The organism is Sphingobacterium sp. MAE (genome assembly GCF_056711605.1).
In genome coordinates this window covers 130987-156610 of record NZ_CM160044.1, presented here as the reverse complement: position 1 = coordinate 156610, position 25624 = coordinate 130987, and the positions used below count along the sequence as shown (strand labels likewise).

At 36.2% G+C, this 25624-nt stretch carries 18 protein-coding genes and 1 pseudogene; 2 read left to right on the top strand and 17 right to left on the bottom strand.

Translation table 11 applies throughout. The annotated features are described in order from the left end of the window. Positions 1-27: 27 nt before the first annotated feature. Positions 28-2517, bottom strand: a complete 2490-nt coding sequence (locus tag AC06G9_RS00655; protein WP_480957351.1) for a TlpA family protein disulfide reductase — start codon at positions 2515-2517, stop codon at positions 28-30. Positions 2518-2520: 3 nt separating this feature from the next. Further along, on the bottom strand, positions 2521-2910 hold the full coding sequence (locus tag AC06G9_RS00650) for a hypothetical protein (RefSeq protein WP_480957350.1): 390 nt from the start codon (positions 2908-2910) through the stop codon (positions 2521-2523). Between the two features lie 601 nt (positions 2911-3511). Between AC06G9_RS00650 and AC06G9_RS00645 the strand changes: the two genes are divergently transcribed. Beyond that, on the top strand, positions 3512-4054 hold the full coding sequence (locus tag AC06G9_RS00645) for a hypothetical protein (protein ID WP_480957349.1): 543 nt from the start codon (positions 3512-3514) through the stop codon (positions 4052-4054). 676 nt (positions 4055-4730) lie between these two features. On the opposite strand, the gene AC06G9_RS00640 is transcribed toward AC06G9_RS00645, so the two are convergent. The 9 genes and pseudogenes from AC06G9_RS00640 to AC06G9_RS00600 all read right to left on the bottom strand — a co-directional run. Further along, entirely contained in the window at positions 4731-6377 is a 1647-nt protein-coding gene (locus AC06G9_RS00640; RefSeq protein ID WP_480957348.1) for a type I restriction-modification system subunit M, read from the bottom strand. Further along, positions 6346-7470 carry an AAA family ATPase gene (locus AC06G9_RS00635; RefSeq protein ID WP_480957347.1) on the bottom strand — a complete coding sequence of 375 codons (1125 nt, stop codon included), beginning with the start codon at positions 7468-7470 and terminating at the stop codon, positions 6346-6348. Before AC06G9_RS00635 ends, AC06G9_RS00640 begins: the two co-directional genes overlap by 32 nt. Positions 7471-7473: 3 nt before the next feature. Beyond that, complete coding sequence (locus AC06G9_RS00630; RefSeq protein WP_480957346.1) at positions 7474-8784, bottom strand: restriction endonuclease subunit S; 1311 nt, start codon at positions 8782-8784, stop codon at positions 7474-7476. After that, positions 8777-9799, bottom strand: coding sequence for a PDDEXK nuclease domain-containing protein (locus tag AC06G9_RS00625; protein WP_480957345.1), 1023 nt, complete (start codon positions 9797-9799; stop codon positions 8777-8779). Before AC06G9_RS00625 ends, AC06G9_RS00630 begins: the two co-directional genes overlap by 8 nt. Positions 9800-9831: 32 nt before the next feature. After that, a complete protein-coding gene (locus AC06G9_RS00620; protein WP_480957344.1) occupies positions 9832-12822 on the bottom strand; it encodes a type I restriction endonuclease subunit R in 2991 nt (996 codons plus the stop codon). An 82-nt stretch (positions 12823-12904) separates the two neighbouring features. Next, entirely contained in the window at positions 12905-13819 is a 915-nt protein-coding gene (locus AC06G9_RS00615) for a DUF5655 domain-containing protein (RefSeq protein ID WP_480957343.1), read from the bottom strand. A 340-nt stretch (positions 13820-14159) separates the two neighbouring features. Continuing rightward, complete coding sequence (locus AC06G9_RS00610; RefSeq protein WP_480957342.1) at positions 14160-14687, bottom strand: hypothetical protein; 528 nt, start codon at positions 14685-14687, stop codon at positions 14160-14162. Beyond that, positions 14663-16318: an RNA-binding domain-containing protein gene (locus tag AC06G9_RS00605; RefSeq protein ID WP_480957341.1), complete on the bottom strand. Its 1656-nt coding sequence runs from the start codon at positions 16316-16318 to the stop codon at positions 14663-14665. The genes AC06G9_RS00610 and AC06G9_RS00605 overlap by 25 nt, the downstream gene beginning before the upstream one ends. Positions 16319-17051: 733 nt before the next feature. After that, positions 17052-17822: pseudogene (locus tag AC06G9_RS00600) on the bottom strand (beta-N-acetylglucosaminidase domain-containing protein); the annotation flags it as partial. 212 nt (positions 17823-18034) lie between these two features. Here AC06G9_RS00600 and AC06G9_RS00595 point away from each other — a divergent pair. Further along, a complete protein-coding gene (locus AC06G9_RS00595; protein ID WP_480957340.1) occupies positions 18035-19210 on the top strand; it encodes a S41 family peptidase in 1176 nt (391 codons plus the stop codon). Here the strand turns inward: AC06G9_RS00595 and AC06G9_RS00590 are convergent. The 6 genes from AC06G9_RS00590 to AC06G9_RS00565 all read right to left on the bottom strand — a co-directional run bounded on the left by AC06G9_RS00590 (position 19207) and on the right by AC06G9_RS00565 (position 25516). Next, a complete protein-coding gene (locus AC06G9_RS00590; RefSeq protein WP_480957339.1) occupies positions 19207-19905 on the bottom strand; it encodes a hypothetical protein in 699 nt (232 codons plus the stop codon). The genes AC06G9_RS00595 and AC06G9_RS00590 overlap by 4 nt on opposite strands. Further along, positions 19892-20677, bottom strand: a complete 786-nt coding sequence (locus AC06G9_RS00585) for a PKD domain-containing protein (protein ID WP_480957338.1) — start codon at positions 20675-20677, stop codon at positions 19892-19894. Before AC06G9_RS00585 ends, AC06G9_RS00590 begins: the two co-directional genes overlap by 14 nt. An 80-nt stretch (positions 20678-20757) precedes the next feature. After that, positions 20758-22380: a hypothetical protein gene (locus AC06G9_RS00580; RefSeq protein WP_480957337.1), complete on the bottom strand. Its 1623-nt coding sequence runs from the start codon at positions 22378-22380 to the stop codon at positions 20758-20760. 161 nt (positions 22381-22541) lie between these two features. Continuing rightward, a complete protein-coding gene (locus AC06G9_RS00575) occupies positions 22542-22823 on the bottom strand; it encodes a hypothetical protein (protein WP_480957336.1) in 282 nt (93 codons plus the stop codon). Between the two features lie 172 nt (positions 22824-22995). Continuing rightward, positions 22996-24429 carry an O-antigen ligase family protein gene (locus AC06G9_RS00570; RefSeq protein ID WP_480958206.1) on the bottom strand — a complete coding sequence of 478 codons (1434 nt, stop codon included), beginning with the start codon at positions 24427-24429 and terminating at the stop codon, positions 22996-22998. A 370-nt stretch (positions 24430-24799) separates the two neighbouring features. Beyond that, entirely contained in the window at positions 24800-25516 is a 717-nt protein-coding gene (locus AC06G9_RS00565; RefSeq protein WP_480957335.1) for a hypothetical protein, read from the bottom strand. Positions 25517-25624 lie beyond the last annotated feature (108 nt).

Below are 25624 nucleotides of genomic sequence, written 5' to 3'. Positions count from 1 at the left end.
AGCAACAGTATACATATAGTCCTCATATTAATTGGATTGCTTGAGTGAATAGACATATGGATAACTTCTCTTCTCTTTAGTTAAACTGAATACAATGCCCCTTTCTTTAAAAAAATTTAACTTACGGTCGGTCTCCCAAGAGCTAAAACCTGCTGGTATAGTAAGATCAACCAGTAACCTGCTACGGCCGTCAATCTCTATGGGGAACTCAAATGCGTAGTATAGGCCATTTATGATATTCTCAATCGGAACACGTTGATAAAAAATCTCTCGTTCGACGTCAGATCCGCGCATAATACGCATCTTTTCACGGCTCGCTATCTTTTGAACGGCATCTGTAAATGTGACCCGATAAACATTTATACTGTCCTGCTTAACTGCTACAGCTACTTGGAAGTTCTGCTGAAAATCCTTTTTAAATATCTCAGAAAATTCGTTTTGCAAAACAGAATCACGTGAATAAAACTCATACCAATACTGATTGGCAGTTAACGTTGCATTCCTTAAATTTATCTTAAACTGCTTTCCAAGCCTATCATCAAACACAAACTGATTCCAGCTAAAGCCATCCATTTCAGATTTAAATGCCTGTTTTAAAAGGAAACCAAGATTCTGGTTTCCCATTTTAAGGTATGTCGTCCCATCTCTGTAAATTAAATTGGGATAAACAGGAAGAAAATGATCTCTGAACCCAGAGAAAGAAGATAAATAATGGACACCAGCTGTATCAAACAAGGGTTTTTCTCCACCTCTATTTCCGGCATTTAGATAAGTACCTAAATTACCGATACCCACAGGTTTACCATCATATATCGATTTGATATTTTCATCAGTCAATACTTTTGAATTTACTGTCGCGATAAATTCTCCAGATCTATTTATAATGGAAATACTGGGTAAAGTATTATGCTCAAATAACTTGGTGAACAATGTATCATCCAATAGTGTAGCCAAGCTAGGCGTATAGTTAAAATCATCTTTATATTTCTTAAAACGGTTTTTTATCCTTTCGGGCGTATCCTTGTTTAGCTTACTATTGACCATGAGGATTTCGACCTTACCTTTAAATCGATCCTGTATCAGCTCCATTTTTGGGATACCTTCTATACAGGCACCACACCAGGTCGCCCAAAAATCCAATATGATCAGCTTTCCTTTCAGATCTGAAAACTTCATGGTTTTCTTTTTGCCGTCAAAATAGTTGAGCTCCAATGTTTGGTTCCAAACAGCATCGGGGATCTTGTCACCAGGTTTTAGCGCAATAAGATGAGATAACCCATCAGCCCCGCTGTCCTTGCGGGGCGTCTGAGCTGATAAACTAAACATAAAAAACATCAGGACTAATAGCGAGTAAGTCCTGATACTCTTCAATTCCGTTAAAACACAATCAAGAAGATTGAAAAACATAAGCACCCGTACAGAAAAAGCCCTTCCTGTTTTCATTATCTTACAATGGTTACGTTGAACAATAACATCAATACCACTGGCAAGCGACTGATTTAAGATTGATTTAAAGAGGTTTGGTGCATTATTAATGCAAAACCACCCATACACCTGGCTAAATAAATTAAACCGCTTACAAGCGCTTATTTGAGATAAAGCACTCTTCAGGCATCGATCAAGTATAGATGAAGCATAGATAGTGCGTTGATAGTGCATGGATAGTGTATCAATGGGTACCGTTTTACGCACTATCCATGCTTGACCATTACTTAGCATATGCACTACGCATGCTTGGGAGATACATGAACAACGGTGTTCCCATGCTGGTCTACGCTCCGACTTTAGATCCACAGCCAAGCTACTGGCTTGAGTAGCTCTTTGGTACCTTCTCAGTAGCTTCTCCGTACATTCTCGGTACAGGATTGGTACACTCCCCGTGAATAACCCGTACACTAACGGTACACTCGTAGCCAATTTGAAAACTACTTTTTGCATCAAAATCAACAAAAAAGACACTAATGCTACTTGGATCTGATTCGTACTTTGTTTTAACCTTGTTCGTACCTTGTTTTGAACTTTCCTGTCTCTGCACCGCAGTTGCAAAGTCCCTGCACCGTCCATTTCCCGGGTCAGGGACGGGAAATAGGCGGTGCAGAAGCGGTGTATAGACGGCTGGCGGTAAAACAGCGTCCGAATCTGGTTAAAAGCAGATATGGATCTGGTTGCTGCCAAAAACTGCTTCAAAACATCCATTTGGTGTTTTACTGCATTTCTTCGAGCTTTCTTCGCCCTTTCTTCTAGCCTTGTTCTACCTTCCCCTGAGTCTCCTTCGAGTGGGCTTCGACTCTCCCTGCACGTACGTCGAAGCGGACTCGAAGCCCACTGGGAGCCCACTCGAAGCGACCTAGAAGATGGGGCGAAGTTGGTTAGGAAAAAGTCTGAATACAGTGATCGATTATCTTTTAGCACTCGACCAGTACACTTGCCGTATAATTGGCAAGCATACTTGGTCAGTGCCCGGTAGATGGAGGGTAAATATATTTTGACTTGTGTCAATAAATTTATTGCTTTCATAATTTATTTGTTAATGGTTTTTGGAAACTGCTTAAAAACATCAAATATTTTTTTTCCCATTGCGAGTTCCTGTTGATTATTGGTGCTATTCGCCAATACGGAGTAGTCTATTTCTGCCAGATCCATATTTCTATTATAGACCATATGGTAAGCCATATACATACGTAGCAGTGCGATGATAAACTCATGCATTTGATCGGTATTGAAAAGCAGTTTAGCTTGATCAGGATTGCCATTATAGACGGTCAATAGCTCGAGCATATATTCTCGAAAGCTTTTGATATCATACTTAGTCCAAAAATCCGTGATGTTTTGTACGGGATCATGATTTTCATCGTGCACTTCGTAGAGCGTCATGTCAAAATCAACCAGTTGCGATAAAAATTTCTTCATGCTTTAGCATTTTAAAACTGTAACCTATAAGCATAGCATCCCCTGTCCGATAGAAATCAGATGCTTCAGGGTCTAGTATGACTCAACGGTCACATAGACTAGTTAATAGTTAATAAAAGATTCAGATCGCGTTTGAAAGAAGAAATCACAAGGTTATATATCGGCATCACGCAATCCGTAGTTGTAAGTGCCAAATCATATTTGGCGAAGCCGGCCGAGCTACTCGGGGGCTGTAATAATGTTTTTGGATTGTTGTTTTTGAGAATTCATAACTCGCTTTTTAATTTAAACGAGTCTCTTAAAAAACTATAGCTAGGCCCTATGCTATCGCCGTGCAGGCTTCCGAGGGCCTTAGAACCGATAAACAATAGGGCCCATAACGCTATAGTGTGCATCAAAAATACACAAAATATCATTACGGGCATTGAAGACCTACTGTCTCGTTCTTAGCAAAACTCGGAATTTGCACGAGAGACTCTTGTACTCAACACCTTTAATCAGACACTGATCTGATTATCAATAATCAAAAATAATAAAAATTAATTAATAAAAAGAAACTATTTGCGGATTATTAATTGATTTAGAGTATTCTTTTGTAGTTATGAAAGCCTACAATGCTAAAATAACGTCTGAAAACATTAAGAATCATTTTGAAAAAAGTGGATTAACTATCGAAGTATTTGCAAATATACTAGAAGTGTCAAAAAGATGGCTTGAATACATTTTAGCTGGAGAAAAGAATTATGAATTTGCTCCAAATACAATTCAAAAAGCATGTGACTTTTTTATTGCTGATTTTAGAAAATTTACTACCGAACTACAAATTGTACCAAAAAATTTTCGCGAGTTCTTAAAAATGAAACATTCTAAAAATAGTGAATACAGTAAAATACTATTTGATGCCCCTTCTGTTCCTTTCATTATAGATGAAATTTTGATAAAAGACCATGAATTCATTAGTAGTGCAGGATTAGAGTTGAAATTTGTAAAACAGATAATATGGAGATATTATCCTGAACTAAAACTAACTAATCTATCAAGTGACCTACAAAAATCTGCCTCTATTCATCAAAGTTTGCATCCAACTAAAAAAAAGAAAACAAATATTTATCGGACAAAGGAACAAGTGCAAAAACATTCTTAACTCATTTCTCCAAAAAAAACGAAGATTTTTGCCTTCCACATTTACATAACACATGCTTTAGGTAGCAACTTTCTATAAATACCTTTTTTTAAAAAAACTTTTAATAAAAAAATACATAGTCAATTTCGCGGTATGGCGCAAGCAATCACCGGACGCACTTGACCATTTCTCCACGTGGGGAAATCATACAGGCACCATTCCCTTGCATTTTCCCGAGTATCCATATTAATTTGTTATCTCGGTGAATCACTCAGTCCTTCCTCCTCCCCCTTTCATGAACAACAAAAAATCCTAGACATGTTGCGAAGCCACACAGTCAACAGTGTGCTGTATTTTCCCTAACGTCTGAGACACCTTGAAATGAGTGTAAAACCTTTTTTCCACCTTCAACACCTATACGCCATAGTGCGAAACCACGATCCCATTTCAAAGTAAACATAAAATCGGCATTTAAGATAATTTAATCAGATTATCCACCTATTAAAACTCGCTTAACATGTGGTAGAGCGGAGTATTATCTTTAATGTAACAAACTAAAGTTTTACATTAATGATATCTTCATTAGATAACATACAAATATTTTCTTTATTCCTATTTATCGGATAAAGCTATGGCTATTACAGTTTAAAGATAGATGTATTTATAATTTTTGTAAATACATCTATCTTTAACCAAACTAAAAGATCGGTGGCAAGCCTAACTCTCTCAAAAATGCGTTATGCTTATCTGTGGCCTCTTTTATTCGTTCATCTATTTTGCCTAATTTATCATTCACTTCCTTCAAGTCAATTTGCTTTTCCTCAACCGATGTGCTAACATAACGAGAGATATTGAGGTTATATCCATTTTTCTCTATCTCTTCCATTGGCACACGACGAGCATAGCGTTCTACGTTTTCAGGGCGATTAATATAGGTGTCCACTATAGTCTGTATATCATTAGGCTCACCGTTTTCACCTTCACGCAAGCGATTTTGACGCTTGTCCTTTGCAAAGTGTTCTTTGGCACTTGCGTTAATAAACAGAACATCATCGTATTTCTTACATTTCTTTAAAACAAGAATACATACAGGTATACCCGTCGAAAAAAATAAATTAGGTGGTAAACCAATCACTGTATCGATATGATTATCCTTCAAAAGCTTGGTACGGATACGTTCCTCGGCTCCTCCCCGGAATAAAACCCCATGCGGGAGGATAATAGCCATTGTCCCTTCTTTTGACAGGAAATGAAAACCATGTAGTAGAAACGCAAAATCAGCAGCTGACTTCGGTGCTAGACCATAACTTTTGAAACGGAAGTCATCGCCTAGGGTTTCATTCGGTTCCCAGCGTAAACTAAACGGTGGATTTGCGACTATCGCATCAAACTCCATTTTCTTGGCCGGATTCATCTCGTTCAATAGATCCCACTCGTTCAGTAAAGTATCCCCATGATAAATTTCAAACTCCGTATCCTTTACACCATGCAGAAGCATATTCATACGGGCAAGGTTGTAAGTGGTGATATTCTTTTCCTGTCCGTAAATTTTACCGATACTCCCTTCTTTCTTTGGTCCCTTGATCTTTTCCCGTACATTGAGCAGCAATGAACCTGATCCGCAGGCAAAATCCAACACATTATCTAGTTTTCTCTTCTTTCCCTTTGTAGGATCTTGGCTATCTAAAGCAACTATTTCAGACAGGATGGTAGAAATGGGCTGTGGAGTATAGAATTCTCCGGCCTTCTTGCCCGAGCCTGCGGCAAACTCACCAATCAGATATTCATACGCATCTCCCAACGTATCTGAATCACTAGAGAAATCAGTGATCCCCTCTGCTATTCGAGTAATAATTGTGCACAGACGTTTATTCCGGTCGGTAGCTGTTTTCCCAAGCTTCTCTGAATTCAGATTGATTTCTGAGAACAAACCTTGAAACGTGCTGTCAAACGATTCGTTTTCGATATACCGAAATCCCTTTTCGAGTGTTTGCAATAGGTCTTTATCCTGTGTCCGCGCCAGTTCGTAGATATTTCCCCAAAGGTGGTCTGGCTGAATCACATAATGCACTTTACGGCGCATCTGCTTTTCAAATTCCTCCACATCATTTCCATTCTGATCGTACCAGACAGATAATGGATGTCGAGTGTCATTTTCAACCATTTGTGGATAATCTCGGCCCAATTCCTTCTTTACTGCTGTCTCATAATTATCCGACAGATAACGCAGGAAAAGAAAAGAGAGCATATAATCGCGGAAATCATCCGCGTTCATGGAACCTCTTAATTGATCCGCTATATTCCAAAGGGTCTTACCCAGCTGTTGTTGTTCCTTGTGTGTCATCTTGACTTTGTACTGTTTTTTCAACTAACATTTCCGGTAATTCAAATTGATATTTGTCCAAAAATGCTTTTAATATCTTAATAAAAAGGTCCTTTGTATCGGGTCCCATCTCCTGTGGTTCGTATATAGAATACTTACCATGGCTAAGCAAATTCAGTGCGCGCGAATAGAGTACCTCATCCTCGATACCATGTATACATTTAGAGAAATCATCGTAGCCAAAAAAGGTTCCTGTTTTCTCTAGAATGCTACGGAGCATATTGAAATGATAGGTATTAATCTTTCCGCTTTCCATCACTTGCTTCAATTCGCTCAATATAGCGACATGATGAAAGAACGGAGTATCATCCGTAGCACGAAGGGTATGCCCATCTCTACCATTTTTGAGCAAAAAGTGTCTTTTGTATTTTTGCTGTTTCAGTTCATTGCACATCACATTGAAAAATAAGGCATGATGTGAAGAAATAACTACTTTAACTTTATCCTTCCCTTTTTTAAGTACCTGAGCTAGATCGCTTGCTACGGCAATAGCATTGTTATCGTCCAAAGAGGATATCGGGTCGTCGATATAGATGTATTTTACCCAGTCATAAGCTTCTGCCCCATCGATCGCCAGCTCACAGATCGAAAGAAATAAACACCAGATAAAGATGTTCTCCTCGCCACGCGAAATCTTAATATGCGTCGTCTCTTCCTTATTGAACGTTACCGTCCATTCGTCATAATCGATTTTAAAATCAAATTCGGCATAGCGCTCGAGATAAGCAAAAATTTTCTCTTCTAAGGCTAGATCACGGAGGCCATTAAAAAATTTAGACTTACTATTAATCCTCAGAACTCGTTCTGTGTTATTATCCAAATCGTTGTCCCAGGAAAACAGATCTTCTGTAAAGGCGTTGAAATAAAGCGTGTCCGGTCCTGTACTACCTTTAAGCCTTTTCCCTCGTTCTTTAAACTCCATCGACAGACGTGTCTTCCCTGTACCGTTATAGGCGTACAGCAGCACAAAATGATTGTCATTGAGATCGTCCCGCAATCGTATAGCGATTTTGTCCAGCGTTTTATACTTTGTTATTTTAGGTTTGGTACTCATTGTCTATTCATTAATAGCTGGAAATAGTTTCTGCATCAGTCCTCTTTTATGGAACTTGAGCTGATCGATTTTATCGTATTGTGCAGTAATTAAATTATCCAATAAAGATAGGGTCTCGGCGATTTTGTCCTGTTCTTCCAAAATTGGTGGGAAAATCATCTTTACAGTTGAGAATGTTGTTTTATTGATTATTGGAACTGCATGATTTCCTGCCATTGTAGCTATTTTTTTAGAATTACTATCAAGTAAGGAGTATAAAAAATCACTTGAATACCCCTTATAAGAAATCAATGAATTTATTTGTTGGTTGGTGGCGCACTGAGACTTATTCTGAGCAATTTTTCCAATCGTTGAACCAATACAGACAAATAAAACACTATTTGCTGGGATTTTCCTTGTCTTTGAAAACCCAACGTCACTTAAATTAGTTTTGGTTTCCGTAACATATCTTTTATTACTAATATCCGCTGGTGATACAAATGAATTAGAACCATTATAGTTTATAACATCTTTTGTACTTGGAGTATTGCCTGTAACTATTTCAGCAACTTCCCCTAAAGTTTTCTGTACCCACTCTTCACCATTCTCAAACTCCTTAAATCGACACATTGGCACCTTCTCTCCTTCCTGCGGAAAAAGAACTTGCATCAATCCCTTTTTATGATCTTTAAGTACTTTTAATTTATTGGAATGTGCTGTTATTACTTCATCGAAAGAGGATAAACAATCAGCAATTTTTTTTTGCTCCCCACCATTTTTCGGGAATGAAATTTTAACGTTTGATAGCCTTGTTGCTGAGATTCCTAAAACTTTGGCTCCTTGTGATTCTCTCTGGATTTGCTTCCGGACAGGTTCAGATTTAAACAGATAACCACCGAAACCAACAATAAGTTTTTTATCTTTCGGTCTTGCCAAAATAGTGTGCAAACCAGAAACTAACTTTTCATTATTTAAATTCAAGATTTCAATACTTTTGCCAATATCATCCATATCTTCTGATGCATCGGCAAAAATCATATCCCCTTCCTTACAATAACTATCTTCTTTTAATTTGTTTAGCACAATACTAGTAGCCTTGATATAAGGCACTTCCTCCTTTGCTAAATTAAATAATGTTTCAAATTTAGTATGTATATCTCCGTAATGAATATTTTTAATTATACCATCATCATAGCTTAAATTTTCTCTTGAAAGGGAGTTTGTCGTCTTAAATTCATAAATATCTCCAACAGATTCCTCTCCCCATTCCCCATCATCCTTAAATTCCGGAAAACGTAGTTCGGGTATATTTTTATGGTCGTTATGTTTAGTCATTATCCTCTCTTATTTCAATCAATTTATGATTGCGTATCGCAATAATTTCTGCCAGTTCCTCTTCGGTAGGCAACACCGTTTTGTACTTAGAAGCAAACAGCTGCTTATTTTCTTTTAAAACCGAATATTTGACAATGGTTTCATCTTTCTCAGCACAGAGTATAATACCCATAGTCGGATTGTCGTCCTCGCCTCTTTTCAATGCATCAAACATACGAACGTACATATCCATCTGCCCAATATCGCCATGACTGAGCTTGCTTGTTTTCAAATCAATTACTACAAAGCATTTTAATAGGTAGTTGTAAAAAACCAGATCCACATAAAAATGTGAGGTCTCTGTGCTGATGCGCATCTGACGCTCGACAAAAGAAAATCCTTTTCCAAGTTCAAGCAGAAACTTTTGTAGGTTGCTGATTAATGCTTTTTCTAAAATAGACTCTTTTCCACTCAAATCTTCGGGCACATCCAAAAACTCGGCAATATAGGGGTCTTTTATAAAGTCCGCCGGGTTATATTTCTCCAGATCAGAAAGCGTATGTACATGCTGGGTAGAAAGTAATCTACGGTAGTAACCGCTCTTGATATTCCGTTCCAATACGCGTGAGGTCCAATTTTGCTCTGTGGCCTCCTTGATATAATAGTCCCGTTCGCTGGTATCATCGATCCGCATAATCAAACGGATATTTGTCCAGCTAAGATTCGCTACGCGCTGCGTAACGGATTGATCAAATTCAGGGAACACTTGGTAGAACTGCCTCATGTTCCGCAAATTGGCTTCTGAAAAACCTTTACCAAATGTATCTGACAAATACTTAGAAAGACCCGCCACTATGAAATCCCCATAGCCCGCACGGCTATTGCCTTGCTGTTCTTGCTCCACAATACGCTTACCAATCTGCCAATAGGTTTGTACCATAATGGTATTGACCGCACGATAAGCTTCGCTCCGTGACTGTGTAAGCAAGTTTCTAATTTCGCTATAGAAGTTATGTTCGTTATTCGAAAGTTCCATATTCCGACGTGTTAAGTCTAGCCTTATAATGTCTATTTTTCGTAAGCAACTAATCCTGCAATTTCTCTGCCTTGTGCCTGCTTGCGAAGCAATGGCAACAGATCCTCCATTAATTCCAACTCCCTGACTCGACGCTCTTTCCAACCCAGTTCCAAAGGTTCTAATAAATCTGTCAGTTTCTCGCCATCAAATATCATCCGATCGAGTATATCGTCAACAAAGGTCTTCAGATCAGCTACCTCCAACCCATTCTTTTGGGCGACAACAGCTAGTTCTTTTTCCTTTTTCTCAGTCTTGAATACATCGTATCCTATACGGATCTCCTTTTCGGTCAGCCCCTGATCGGAACTCAAGGTCTTGATAAAGGCAATCATATCTTCTTGCTCTTCCATCAGATTGGTATGTGAACTGAGCAAATCAATAAGTTGCGCCTTAGTCATCTTCTGTCGTGCAGGTTTCTTCTGCGTGTAATCCGCAATCAAACCCATGATATAATCATAGTCAATAATGGCAGACGAAAATAGTACAAATTCAAAATCCAATTGTTGAATTTCCTCCGGTGCATCATCGCCCTCCTTTTCTTGTATTTCCTTGAGCTGCTTAGCTGTCTCGATATAGGAACTTCTAAAGGATCGCAATCTATCTTCAGGAAGAATAGCTTCAATCTTGATACGTTGCTCCTCGTCCAGATCTGTATACTGGTCGAGCTGCGTCTTAAGTCGCTGTATCTCTTTGAAATGTTTAATAAAATTAATACGCGCGGTATCACCTCGAAGATTGTACACTTCTTCGGGTTCTTGGGCCAGATTGCTCTGCGTCATAAAATCGCCTAAAGCAGCAACCGCTTTTTCAAATTTTTCGATGACTATAGGTGCTGGGTCAATCAACCATATTTCTCGGGCTTTACCAGAATCCTCACCTGAGAATAAAGCAATCGATTCATCTACAGCACCTTTTTGACCACGAAAATCCAAGATATTACCATAAGGTTTTGTATCGTTGAGCACACGGTTGGTACGTGAAAACGCCTGTATTAAACCATGATGCTTAAGATTCTTATCAACATAGAGTGTATTGAGAAACTTGGAATCGAAACCTGTAAGCAACATATCAACAACGATCACGATATCGATCTTATTTTCATGCGCATAATCACCATTGCTGTATTTCTGATATTTGATACGTTTCTGCACATCTTGATAGTAGAGATCGAACTCATTAATGGAATGGTTGGTACCGTACTGCTTATTATAATCAGCAATAATTGTCTTTAACGCTTTTTTCTTCTCGTTTGGATTGTGCTGGTTGTCTTCTTTTTCCTGCTCCAGATCTTCCTGTAGTTGCTTGATATCGGCTATATTTTTATTGCTCTTATCCAAAACCTGTACAGGAGGTGAGAAAACACAGGCTATATTTAATAGAATGTAGTCTTTATTTTGAGACAGCTTCTCCTTCTGTATCGCTTTGAATAATTGATAATACTCGATTGCATCATTGATCGAAGCCGTAGCAAATACCGCATTGAACTTCCGTGAATTCGTAGCTGCGTTATGCTTCTCCATTATAGCCTCCGCGATTGCCTGGCGGGTAATCGTCTCACCCGGTTTGGGATTACTATTTCCCTGGCCCTTATAATAATCAATATGAAAACGCAGGACATTCTTGTCGTCTATGGCATGCGTAATGGTATAAGCATGTAAACGTTTTTCGAAGATATCTTCCGTGGTTTTATAAGATCCTTGTTCACCGTCCTTTTTGATATAAGTTGCATTAGTATCGAAAATCGGCGTCCCTGTAAAACCAAAAAGCTGTGCTTTTGGAAAAAATTCCTTAATAGCTTGGTGGTTGTCGCCAAACTGTGAACGGTGGCACTCATCGAAAATAAACGCTATACGTTTGTTGCTTAAAGATTGTAAACGTTCCTTATAATTTTTCTTGTTATTTGGATCTAAGGCTAATCCTAACTTCTGGATCGTGGTTACGATCACTTTATCCGCGTAATCTGTAGATAATAAACGTCTCACCAATGTCTCTGTATTGGTATTTCCCTCAACGCTTCCTTCCTGAAATTTATTAAATTCTTCCCTCGTTTGGCGATCAAGATCTTTTCGGTCGACCACAAAAAGACACTTTTCTATGTCGGGATTATCTTTCATCAAAGTAGAAGTCTTGAAAGAGGTCAGCGTCTTACCGCTACCTGTTGTATGCCAGATATAACCATTGCCCCTATTTTGATGAATACAGTCCATAATCGCTTTGACAGCATAAATCTGATAAGGTCGCATCACCAACAGCTTTTGCTCGCTTTCGACCAATACCATGTATTTACTAATCATTTCGCCAAGGGTGCATTTGGAAAGAAACTTTTCAGCAAAGGTATCGAGGTGTGTTATCTTTTTGTTTTTTTCATCCGCAAGTTGATAAACAGGTAAAAACTGCTCGTCAGCATTAAAACTGAAGTGCTGATTCTTATTGTTTGCAAAGTAATACGTGTTTGTCTTATTGCTAACGATAAAAAGCTGCATAAAACAAAGCAAACTATTGGTATACCCATTGCCTGCATCACTTCTATAATCAACGATCTGTTGCATGGCTTTGCGCGGCGTAATCTCCAATGACTTCAATTCTAACTGCACCAATGGCAATCCATTGATCAATAAAATCACATCATAGCGGTGATTGCTATTTTCAGTATTGATTCGCAACTGACTGATGACCTCATAGTCATTCTTACACCAATCTTTAATATTGATCAAGGTATAATGTAGCGGCGTACCATCTTCCCGTTGTAAATAATTGACTTCACGCAAGCGTTTAGAAGCAACAAAGACATCAGGTGTTACAATTTCGTCCCGTATACGAGAAAACTCTGCATCAGTTAAACTGACGCGGTTAAGCGTCTCGAATTTTTGTCGAAAATTTTTTTCTAAACTGTCCCGATCACGAATGTCAGGGCGCAATGTATATTTTAAGTCTTCCAACTTATTAATAAGACCTTCTTCTATCTGTTTTTCTCTCGTCATTTTCAATTCCTAGTAAGAATCTATGTTGCAAATCAATAAACCAGCTTGTAAAAATCAGTTTATGCAGGTAAATATAGCAAGTTTAAACTACAATAGCCTGCTTGACCAAGCTCATAATATACTCCAAATTTTTGGTATCCCCCACAATAATCTCATAATCACCATTGCCCCAATGTCCTATGGATGACACATCTCTAGCAAGCCCCTTAGGATCGTCTAAAGCTCCTCTTTTTAGGTTAATCCAGATTTTCAAACTGGATTTAAGGATACAGATATCCGTAAAAATCTTACCTTCTTTGGTGAAACCAATCTCCATCTTTTTAGGCCTAACGTCTATGTTACTATCCAAATTAAAAATAGATTGTTTGAACGTATCATAAAGCTCTCTCGTATGGTCTGGTTTTCCTTCCAAATGGGTATCTTCTGTATAAACCTTCACCTCATTGGAAATCTTTTCCAATTCAGAATTCGAGGCAGTCTTAATGGTTTTGATTGTGGGAGCTGATTTGGACTTCTTAACAGGATTCACGACAATAATATCATCCCCGTATTGTTTGACCTCCCATAACTCAATCGGAAGATCTTTAAAGTTTGAAGCTTGTTTTTGAAAGTCTGTGAATGAGGGTGACACAAAGATAACTTTTGACTGTGACCAATCCACCTCCGATCGCTTAAGGTTTTCTTGTTGGGACTCATTATATTCAACAATAAACTCAGCTTTATTTTCCAGCATGAGATTCAGATATGATACACCTTGGTCTACAACCGAGAAGTTACGTTCTCGTTTGTATTCAATTATTACAAAAGAGTTGTTGTCTCGGTCATAAGCTAAGGAGTCAAAACGCTGTGCTTTAATGATAAATTCAGATTTAATCAGCTTCAATCCGGTTATCACCTCAAGATTGTTTTCAAAGAGTCTTTGTAGGTTCTTTTCTAACTTAAACGGCTTTTCTTTTAATTCAGATAGTTTATTCTTTACCTGGGTAAATAATTGCATAGACTAAGATACGAATATTCTAAGCTACATTCAATTTTACGAATACTCAAGTCCAGCCGGATACCAGATATTAATACTTTAAAAGATCTATTTTTTTTAATCCGCAATTTGTTAATTGAACGTTGAATGTGTCGTGATTGCCTCTTCTTCTTCAGTAAGATCTGTTTAAAGACTTTTTTCTATCACCTTTTTTATAGTCTCATAGTCTGCATCAGATTCGATAAAAATTGATGCGGCACGACCGAAGGAAATATCATCAACATACATTAAATCCTTTGAACCGAGTCCCTGTATAGCGGGGTGAGCCTTTGCTCTGGCAATAGCATTTTTAAAAAGCAAATTATAGATAAGATTGGTGAATATTGCGACATATAAAGGTTTGGTCTTTTTTAATTTGGGTTGACCGCCAGCATGACTTCCGCATTAATCTTTCTCCAGTTCCTTTCCCTAATCTTTCTCCGGTTTCTTTCCCTAATCCTTTCCCTAATCTTTCTCCGGTTTCTTTTCTAAATCCTTTCCCTAATCTTTCTCCGGTTTCTTTTCTTAGTCCTTTCCCTAATCTTTCTCCGGTCTCTTTTCTAAATCCTTTCCCTAATCTTTCTCCGGTTTCTTTTCTTAGTCCTTTCCCTAATCTTTCTCCGGTTTCTTTTCTTAGTCCTTTCCCTAATCTTTCTCCGGTTTCTTTTCTTAGTCCTTTCCCTAATCTTTCTCCGGTTTCTTTTCTAAATCCTTTCCCTAATCTTTCTCCGGTTTCATTTCTAAATCCTTTCCCTAATCTTTCTCCAGTTTCATTTCTTAGTCCTTCTCCTAATCTTACTCCGATTTCTTTCCCTAATCTTTCTCTTAGAATGAACTTAATAATTCCCAAGAGGAGTGTTTACGAGTTCCTTTGTTGATAATTTTATTAAATTTTCTAAGCTCCGTTAATAAGTTTTCTATTTTCTTCTTCCTCTGTATCTCTGTCATCCAATCCGGTAACTTATTCCATAGCAACTCATCAATATCTTTTCGGGACATAGTACTATGCTGTGATAAAGCTTTTAAAATAAGGTCAAGATAATACTGATTATCAAAGGCCTTATTTTTTGTATAGCCGGCTTTGTCTCCCGCTTTCTGAGCGACATGCAATGAAATAAAATAATTAGGTTTTCGGCCTTCAATTAGCTTCTTGCGCCTTAATTCCTTCTCATCTTGATTACTTAAGGGCTTTCTCTTCTGCACTTTATCCAATGCCATAATATCTTCTAGGGAGAGAGCTTTATTCTGTGCTAATAAGCGAGCATAGTCCAAATTCAATACTTTACCGGAGATAGTAACCTTAACTTTATTATCTGATAGATCATAGTCTGGCATCGGAAAAAATCGAGCTCGCTGATAATTAAAGATCTTCTTAATCCCTCCTCCCGCAGTTTCAACCATTTTCAAGTTGAACATAGCTGTCGCTAAAAATTTATTCCGATAGAATTCTTCAGGTGCATCTTCAATAACCACCTTCTCTACACTACCCGGGATAAAAGAACCATAGTTTGTAAAAACCAGCTGATCCTCCATTTCGACTATATTAATGCGCGCGCCCTTTGTATAATCTTGATGAGCTATACAGTTATTGATAGCCTCGCGAATGGAAAAGGGTTCATATTTTGAGGTTTCTTCTGGAAAAATAGTCCCCTCTTTCATATAACGATATTTGATATTTCTAATCTTGGCAAATACCTTTTCAACCGAAAGAATTAGAGGTATTCCATAAATCTCATGGTCTATATCGTTATTATCACCATCAACCAACTTCCAACGAATCTTTATTTCAGCAGGACTCAACAGATGATCGGCCTCCTCTTTACCAAGCAAAATTAATGCGGTACGAGTGATCTTTCCTTTTATCGTAAGTTTAGCTTTGTTGAGAAAAGTAATGGTATCCCATGTATCGATCTCTTCTGCTTTATCAGGAAATTTACTTTTAAAATTTTTTCTTGCAACTGCAATGGCTTCTTCGTCCAGATCGTCAATCGAAGCATCCTGAACAATTTTGATACTCCAGTCTCCTTGAGTAGCTTGAGCTCTGATACGTTCTATTTTCTCAAGATTAAGAGGAACAAGTTCTTCTCCATCCCGAGCATAATAATGTCCATCAAAACTTACTGGAATACCACTTGGTGCGGCAGGTATCTGGAACATCAACACACGAAGTCCTTCTTTAATCACCTCATGTATCTCAATAAAGGTAATTCTATTGGTTGTCTTATTTGCTATTTCTCCTTTAAGCTTATCGAGATCACCACGATTAGTACAGTAATTACTCCCAACAATAGTATGCTTCTTATCCTCGACACCAAAAATTAACCATCCATAGGACTTACCACATAGACTAGCTTCATTGCTGATTGCAGAGAAATATTTCCCCAGTTTTGAAAAGTCATAGTTATTCTTCGCTTCCTTAAACTCAACTACCTCATTTTCCGAGGATAACCTTAAAAGTGTTTCGAGTACTTCGGTATTCATTAAAAAATAATTTACAATTGGCACTAACTAATATCTATCCATCGCTTAGTCATTACAAAGCTAAGGAAATACTTCCAATTGTCATTGATTAGCGTTGCAACTCTACTTCAAAAGAAATCTTCGAAATCATGACTTATTCTTCCATCTTCTTCTTCTCTACCTTTCAAATCCTCAAGCTTACTAGCTATAAAATACGGAGATGTTAAAATTATCATATAATTTTACATCAGTTAAGGTTATGATTTATGCATGATCAAATCCTGCTGAATATCAGATGTTAATATTTTAATTTGCAATTCGCGAATTGCAAATTATTATAATCTGAAACTCCTTTCAGCACCTAAGATCTATAGTTTAAGCCCTGGAATACCCTTAAAATCTCACATAAACATCTAAGAAGTAGAACGATATCACCATCAAATAATTTAGCTTCTAAACACCATATTGGTCTTACGAAGTCTTCTTTTTTGATGGGAGCATTCATATAATCAAAAAACAATTCTAAATGGGTCTCCCTCAAAAGATCAATTTTTTGTATCCGTAATTTGGTAATGAACTGTTGAATGTGTCGTGATTGCCTCTTCCGGTAAACTTTCCTAAGAAGCAGAGATATGATTATATAGCATCAAATCTTTCATTAAAAAAGAACAGCTAAAGGAATTACCTTTAGCTGTTCTTTTAATGCGCCGATGAAAAATCTTCTCGTTTGATTAATCTGACCAACAAGTATGATCTACTTACTACCTTTTGCTATATAAAGTAATTTTGGTGCATCCTTAATAAATACATCCAATACTCCGTCTGCAATTTTAACTGGCCCTTCAAAGCGAGTCGCACCTGGTGTTGATGGAATAACCGCCGCCTTTTTAGCAAGTTCTTGAGCTTTATCAAAATAACCCATACTATTGCTTTTACCCAATTCTACCTCCTGCAAACCTGTGACAGCAGCTTCTAAAGCCTCTCCCCATATTGCCATCGCATTTAACCAAGGCCCAGCCTCACGGACAAAACCCTTATCAATGGTTCCTGAACGAATAATATTTGGAGCATTTCTAAATTCTTGAGCATGATTTAGTAGACTTTTAATAGCCTGCGCACGGTCATCTTTATTACCATACGAAAGGGCATCTCTAAACTGATCTAGAATTAACTTTAATGATGGTGCTTGCACTTGCCAAGGGTGAGTTCCAAATGTTGGGGCTAAGTGCTGGGTATCGAAAAACAGCAATAATGCTTGAGTAGTTTTTGGATTATTTCCAGCTAATTGACGAGCAGCAAATGTCCAAGTACGAGAAGCATCGTAATCTTGATCATTCCAGGCAAAAGCAGCCACTCCCGTTATGGCCACTCTACTAGCAGCTTCCTGATTCATTGGATTGGACAAAATGCCAGCAAGCTGTTTTGACAACCCCGCTTCCCTTCTATCGTATGGCGCTAAAAGAAGTCTTCCTTTAGATTCTGCATAGTCATTTACAGGATAATTATCCCAGAGCAATGTTGGTTTTCCAAAAACCTTAGACTACAAGCAAAAAAAGCAAACCGGTATCCAGTTCTACTTTCGACTTCGGGCATACTATATTGGAGGTATAAATATTTATCTTCTATCGTCCGCATGATAATAATTCCACTTATAATACTTTACAAGGTTAAGTATGTTGATCCTATTTTGTCTATATTAAATATGTTCGAATCGATTATCTTTACATAAAAAAACTAATGTTTGCAAAAGATATCTTGATTAAAAAAAGGATCATCAAAAATTTTATCATTGTATCAGTCATTGGCATAGCTCTGGTATCATGTGGAAAACATGATGACGATAAAGAAATTAACGACATTTCTTTTCATACCATATTTGATCAATTCTGGAGTGGCATGTCTTCCAAATATGTGTATTGGTATAAAGATTCTTTGGAATGGAATCGAATTTATTATGAATACTGCAATAAGTTCTCGAAACTGGACCACTCCAATAGCAATGACCGTGTTTTAGCGATTGACTACTTTCAGAAAATTATCTCGCCACTTATTGATGGTCATTTTTATCTGGAGTTCCATGAAAAAGAATTGTCTGGTCTAAGGTTATATCCTAAAAGAGCATATTTGAAAAGAACTAATGCCCATTTACTCAATTATCAGTATTTCTCAGGTAATTATTATTATGCTAAAAATATTGAATCAGATATTGACCAATCAGCTCAGATCTTGATCGGGAGTATTGAGGATAATTTATACTATGTAGGGATCAATAATTTCAATATTGGACGTACCCTGACAAGCAATATCAACTCTACGTTCAAGTTAACATGTAAGAAACTCATTGATGATTTAACAAGTGGTACTGTAAATACAAAAAAGCTAATTTTGGATTTACGCGATAATTCTGGCGGTGATCTAGCAGATTTAAATGTTATTATGCCATTACTGCTTGAGAGATCTCTAGTAATTGGTTCTACGAGAAGTAAAAGCTCCAAGGGGCCCTTTTCTTATACTCCATGGATTAAAACAACAATTAATCCAAGCCCAGTTCGAACGAAATCTGCGCCAGAGCATATAGCCGTATTAGTTAATAAAAATACATCATCACTTGCCGAAATTTTTGCCATTTCACTTTCGGGCTTATCTAATACTAATATTATTGGTGAGAAAACTGCTGGTATCACTGGTATTCAAGGAGATCCTAAGATTTTCTTATCAGGATCTTTTGATATTCCTAATTTTATGACTGTAAATATGACATCATTAGATTATAGATCAGCTGACAATTCTAATTATGAAGGCGTAGGGCTACAACCAAAAACATTAATACGTATTGATACTTCAGACACAGCATCCAATTCTGATCCTTACTTGGAAGCAGCAATAAAATTTTTGCATGAAGTAAAACGCTAAAGACCATATGAAAGTTTTAGATATGGATTTATTCTATTTGGAAGAGTAAAAACATTATTATTGGAATTATAATTGTGTTTTCCTGACATATTATGCATGTAGTTTAGACCCAAACCTAAAATTAACTTTTTATGAACTGATGATGATAAAGATATGTTTCCTATTGCTCCAAATTTATAATTTCTATTTAAAGGTTCTCGGTCTGAATATCTTATCATCGTTAATTTCTCAATATATTCTCCGTTTTCAAAGGAAATATCACTCGAAAACACGTCAGCTGTAGTTCCATATTGAACACTTTTATATAATTTAGAACACCATATCCCTAAACCAAATCCTACTGTTACAGGAGTTATTAACAGTGTTCTATTCAGAAGAATCGGCAAAGTTATATTTCTTGCTTCTTTCTTGTAATTTATACGAGAGTCTGTCTTAGATTGAATCATATTTACATTTTGCCAATGCGAAAGCGCAATTTGTATTTGCCATGAGGAATTTATTTCCAACTCTACATCAATAGATGGTGAAAATCCAATGGAGTTATGTTCAGAGAAATTATTATCTTTTGTCGTAGGATAGGAGATGGGAATCCCATAACTAGTTCCGATTCCGATTCGAAGCTGGCTATAGGATTCTCCAATTAAATAGAATTGAATTAAGATTAAAAATAGTTTTAAAAAGTTACTTACTATCATATTTTGCTACAACAGTCATATTTGCTGTACTACCAAATATTTTCATTTGTGTAGTCTCATTAATATTCTCTTCATAAGATCCATATCTTCCTATCAATGGGTTATTTAGTATCAAAGATTTTTGATGAGTATCACTTTTAATAAAAATCTCATAAATGAAATGTTTATTAATTGGAGCATCTGATGGTACAATAGTAAATTTTCTCGCCGGCAAAACAAAGGTCCTAATTTCTTGCCCCAAACCAATAACCGACTGAGCTTTGGATTCGTATACCATATCCAAAGAATCTAAATTTTTGTCGGTGTTATTCAAAGGACGGTAAATCCGCAAGAACACTTCCAATTCTTTTCCGTTAAAATCTTTTAAAGTCTTATCATCTTTAATATTATTGGCCTGCAATGTAACAAACTCAGCATATCGATCTACGACAATTACTTTTTTTTGTTTTGTCAAATTTTGGATCTCATTGGTATTAGATAGCGTTACATTATAAATGCCGGCATCGAAGTATTGTATTATAGGTGATTTATCACTAGAGCTTGTATTGTTCCCAAAGTTCCAAGTGTAATTAGCTGTAGCACCAGAACTCGTCGATCTATTGACAAATGTTATCCATGTGAAAGTTGGAACACGAATTTCATCATCAAAAGATAAGACGTTATCTACTGATTTAAATCCGAAATCAGTTATGGACTTCTCTAGATTAGCATCTTTCGAACACCCGCTAAGAAGCAGTATAAATACTAAAAATACTTTGGGGTAATTTGTCATAATCATATGTATTTTTATAAACCGTAATTGAAGTTGAATTGTTCGTTCTTCTAGACTCTGTCTTTTTAAGGGTGTTAATTTTATTGTGTAACTATACCATCCCAAATTAATGAAAAAGACTTTACAACTTTTGTAGATGGATCACCGTTATTTGGAACTACATCAAAAGATACCCTAATAAATTCATTCTGCATTTCTTTACCATACGTACCGTAACCATAACCTTTTCTCAAGTAATACTCGCCGTCGCCTGTTTCTGTGCCGGCATAATATCTATTTTCTTGCGGAAGAGGAGTTCCAGGAGGTACTATCGCTGCTTTTCGGCCTTCGAATTCAAAAACCTGATAACCGGAAGGTAGCGCATCTTCAATTTCATTATGCCATAAATCATTTTCCGCAATTACGTAAGTGAAGACTTCCATTTTATAGTTTGCAATATGTGCCCCGCTTGAACTTGCATTGATAATTGCGGGGTTCCAGACCGGAGAAATTTTGCTTTGGTCTATCGTAAAAGGCGCTCTATAAACTCTTACCTCGCTTGTACCATTTTTCCCTCTAAAAGTAGTAACAGAGTAGGCGCCTTTTACTAATGGTTTCTGCGAAAGATTAAAGACACCCATTACACTATTGTAATATGGTATTACTCCTTGAACATTCTGCATGTTTTTTGTCCCTGGTAATGCCAAAGATATGTTATGAATATTAAATGTTTCCTGAATGCTACCAGTGAATTTATGATCAGATTTAATGTTCAATTTAACTCTGTAAGTCGTACCGCTACTGCCTCCTCCTAAACCTAAGACTGCATTCATTAATCCATTTAAAGAACCTGATTGAGCTGATGTAAATGCGTTTTTTAGTGATGTTTGTAAAGCGCCTGTAAATCCAAACGAATTCAATGCTGCAAGACTTCCTATTGAGATCACCCCACTTTGCACTTTATTAAATAGCATAGAGCCTAAACTTGAGGATGCAGAATTTGAAATAGTACCATTCACTGTAGAACTAGATACACCATTTAATTCAACATTTTGGATATTGACCGAATTAGTTTCAAATTTAAATGCACTCAATGTCGCTTCTTTGTTTGCTATTTGTGGATCATAACCAATATCAAATTCAGCTCCATACCAATTACCTGTCGCAGCCGTTTTGTATGGTTGGATTTGGTTACTTCTAATATCCGAAGAATCTATATTTATCTTTCCTCTAGTAGAGAAATTCAGCATCTTTGAGTCTATGCCCATTGGCAACTCCAGAGCGTGTTGAGCATAAAAACTTGGTATACTGAGACCTGGGGGAATATAGGAATATATTCTAAGCGTTCCACGATATTTATTATAAAGCGCAAAAACAAAAGGACCACTATGTTGGGGTAAACCAAAAGTATTATAAACCAACTCCCAACCTTCAATTTTTCTGTGGTCTCCGATAAAATGGTCCGGATAAGATCTATTTGAACCGCTAGCCCATGGGACTAAAACTCGATTATTATTTACCATTCCGGGCATATAATCTTCAGTTTCCCAATTAAAGTTCACGCTAGGTATTGCAGCTGAACTTGCTTTCTTTGAGGTAATCTGATCATCTATTCCTTTTTTGCTACACCCCGAAATTAATATTAAGGTCGCAAATAAAAATGACTTTATGCATTTATTCATAATTTTTATATTTTTTATCGGATAAAGATAAATAATAAACATATTTTTTCTCAAATAATGCCAAATAATAACAATATATTAACAATAATATAACATTAAAAAACTATATTCTTTTGAATTAATTATAAATAATGATCGTTCAAAAAAAACAACAAATAATCCTTTTCCTAATCTTTCTCCGATTTCTTTCCCTAATCTTTCTCTTAGAATGAACTTAATAATTCCCAAGAGGAGTGTTTACGAGTTCCTTTGTTGGTAATTTTATTAAATTTTCTACGCTCCGTTAATAAGTTTTCTACTTTCTTCTTCCTCTGTATCTCTGTCATCCAATCCGGTAATTTATTCCATAACAACTCATCAATATCTTTTCGGGACATAGTACTATGCTGTGATAACGCTTTTAAAATGAGGTCTCGATAATACTGATTATCAAAAGCTTTATTTTTTTGTATAGCTTGCTTTGTCTCCTGCTTTCTGAGCGACATGCAATGAAATAAAATAAATAGGTTTTCGGCCTTCAATTAGCTTGTTGCTCATTATTCTCATCTTGATTACTTAAGAGCTTTCTCTTCTGCACTTTATCAAATGCCATAATATCTTCTTATAAATAAAGTAAAAAAAATCTAACATTTGATACATTAATTCATTGATCAAAAGTTATTTACCATACTTTTGAACGAGACATTTATTGTTTGAGAGAACAAATTCAGCACTATCCTTTATCTGCATTCCTAACATTGAATAAACTTTTAAATCTTGTTCGACAATTATTTTAGCAATATCAATAAGTTTATCGCACTCATTTTTTTCAATATATAAGTTCATTAAACAATATTTTGCATACAATTTGTGAGGTACCATATACCTAGCAATATTAAGGTATTTTTCGGCCTCTGAATACAATTTCGACTTTTGATAACACAAACCTATATAAATATACAGATCTGCATGCGATAGCATAGTTGTGCACTCTAAGAAAGTTTTCAGAGCTTTCTCTTCCTCACCTTTTTCCCATTGCTGAACACCGTAATTGTATAAAAAAACAGGATTGTGAAATACAAAAGGATATAAAGTAGAATATCCATCCACTTTAACACTCTTGGATCTAGAGTTTTGAAGATTTATCAACTGAAAGTATAAAAACGCATGAAAAACAAATAAAATTAGAAAAAATGAAATAATAAACCATAAGTATTTTTTAGAAATTTTTAAAAGAAACACAGCATTTTCTTTCCTACTAAGCGATATAAGTGTCAAAATAAGTAGAATCAAAGGTAAAGAGTGTAAGCAATAAGAAAATAAAAACAAAACACTTAAGATCGCAAAAAACAATTTATAGACAAAGTCCTCGTTGTCAACTTGAGCAGGTAATCGCTTTAATATCCTTAGAACAAAACAAAAATAAATCCCTACCAATATGAGCCCAACAATCCCTAATTCAACAATCAATTGGAGATATTCATTTATTGCAAAAAAAGTATTGTTTAAAAGTTGATCATTCATCACTGATTTATTCAATACGGCGTTAGCTTGATAAAGGTTATAATGAAGTTTAAAACTATCAAAACCTATACCGCTAAATGGATGATCAGTAATCATATCTAGCGATATTTTGTAGATTTCAAAACGTCCTAATGTCGAACTAAATTTTAAATTCGTAATGATAAAAGCGAATAATACGAAAACTATGATTATCGATGATACAAAGAGTCTTTTAAAATGCTCGTGTTCTCTATACACAATCAAAAAAACATAAAAAACTGAAATTAAACAACTTAAAACAAAAAGCCGAGATTCATTAATTTTTAAGAGATATACGAAGAGAAAAAAACATACAACCTTAAAAACATTATGAGAGTTGAAATAAAAATAAACAACGTTGGGCAACAATAGAGCGAGATAGATAAATGATAGCCCATTATTGTGAAAATATCCATCATTGTTTTGGAGAATTGCAAAACTAGCAAAAGAAAGAAAGGCAAGACTTGAGGAATCCTGAATTATTAATTTTGATGAGCTTACATATAATACTAGCACGATGAAATTGGAACATAAAAGCAACCTGAAAAAGTCGAAGCTTATGAAAAACATAATACTTAATGAGAGCAAAACCATACAAATAACTCCAATGAGACGGCTTATTTTGACTTCTGTGGTAACGATAGCAATGAACGGCACGGTATTCAAACCGCAGAATATTAATCCTAAACCAGATAAGACATCGTCAGAAAAAAAACGCTCGCAATAAGGTAGTACTATAAAGATCGAAAATATATAGAAGCGATCGAAGTAAAATCGAAATGCACTGCTGGGATTGAGCATTTTTTATAACTAATTATTGATAAACAAAATATATCAAAGCTAGTCTGATAACTATTTGTACAATTTTGTTTATACAAAAAAATTATCAGACTAAGTTCTTTACCGTCAATTCGTTCGCTAACTTGATCCCTATTTACATTTAATTCATGGGAGTGAATGTTGCTCGTCCTCCTCCAGCAGTGGTGGCATGCCCTTCTACAGTAATGGTTCCAGAACTGCCATAGTAATTACCCTGATAATGTATTCCACAATAAAGAATTCCACTAAACGAGAATAAAACACTATTGGTCTGTTGCGAGGAAGCCGTCGAACTATTTAAATTAAAACCACCTATTCCACTAGTTGCATTCACGGTAACCAAATGTCCGGTTACATTTCCATGTGCATTTTTGGTCATTGCTACTTCTACGTCTAGGTCGCACCATGGATAGGAGTAATTGGCAAAAAAGCTTACTCGGATGGGAATAACACCAAATGCTAAGCCAGGACCGAAAGAGCCTCCACCGCCGCCAGATTCTTCAGAAAGCGAAAATGCTTGCGAAAGTGTACTGTTTGGGGAGATTTTATAAGATTGATTAGATTTAGTATTTGCTTCAACACTTATTTTCTTCAATGTCGGAAAACTTTTATTTTCTAATTGGTCTAGTAATGTATTTAATTCATCGTCTGAAGCTATTTCATGGTAAGAAATTCCTTTCTGTAACTTACCTGGATCGATTTGATTGAAACCTAAACTACTTAACCTTCCTTTTAGGGTATGATTTTCTGAATTTTTTGTTGACATTTCGATATTCTCTCTCTTCTCACAGGAAGATAATATTAATAATAGAAACAGGAAATAATAATTGATTTTCATATTTTTTATTTATTTTTCAAGATTAGACACATAATAATAGCCAAAAAATGGAATAAAGGCGACTATTATTAATCTCTTCAATTTTGTTATCTCATCAAGATCTTCCTT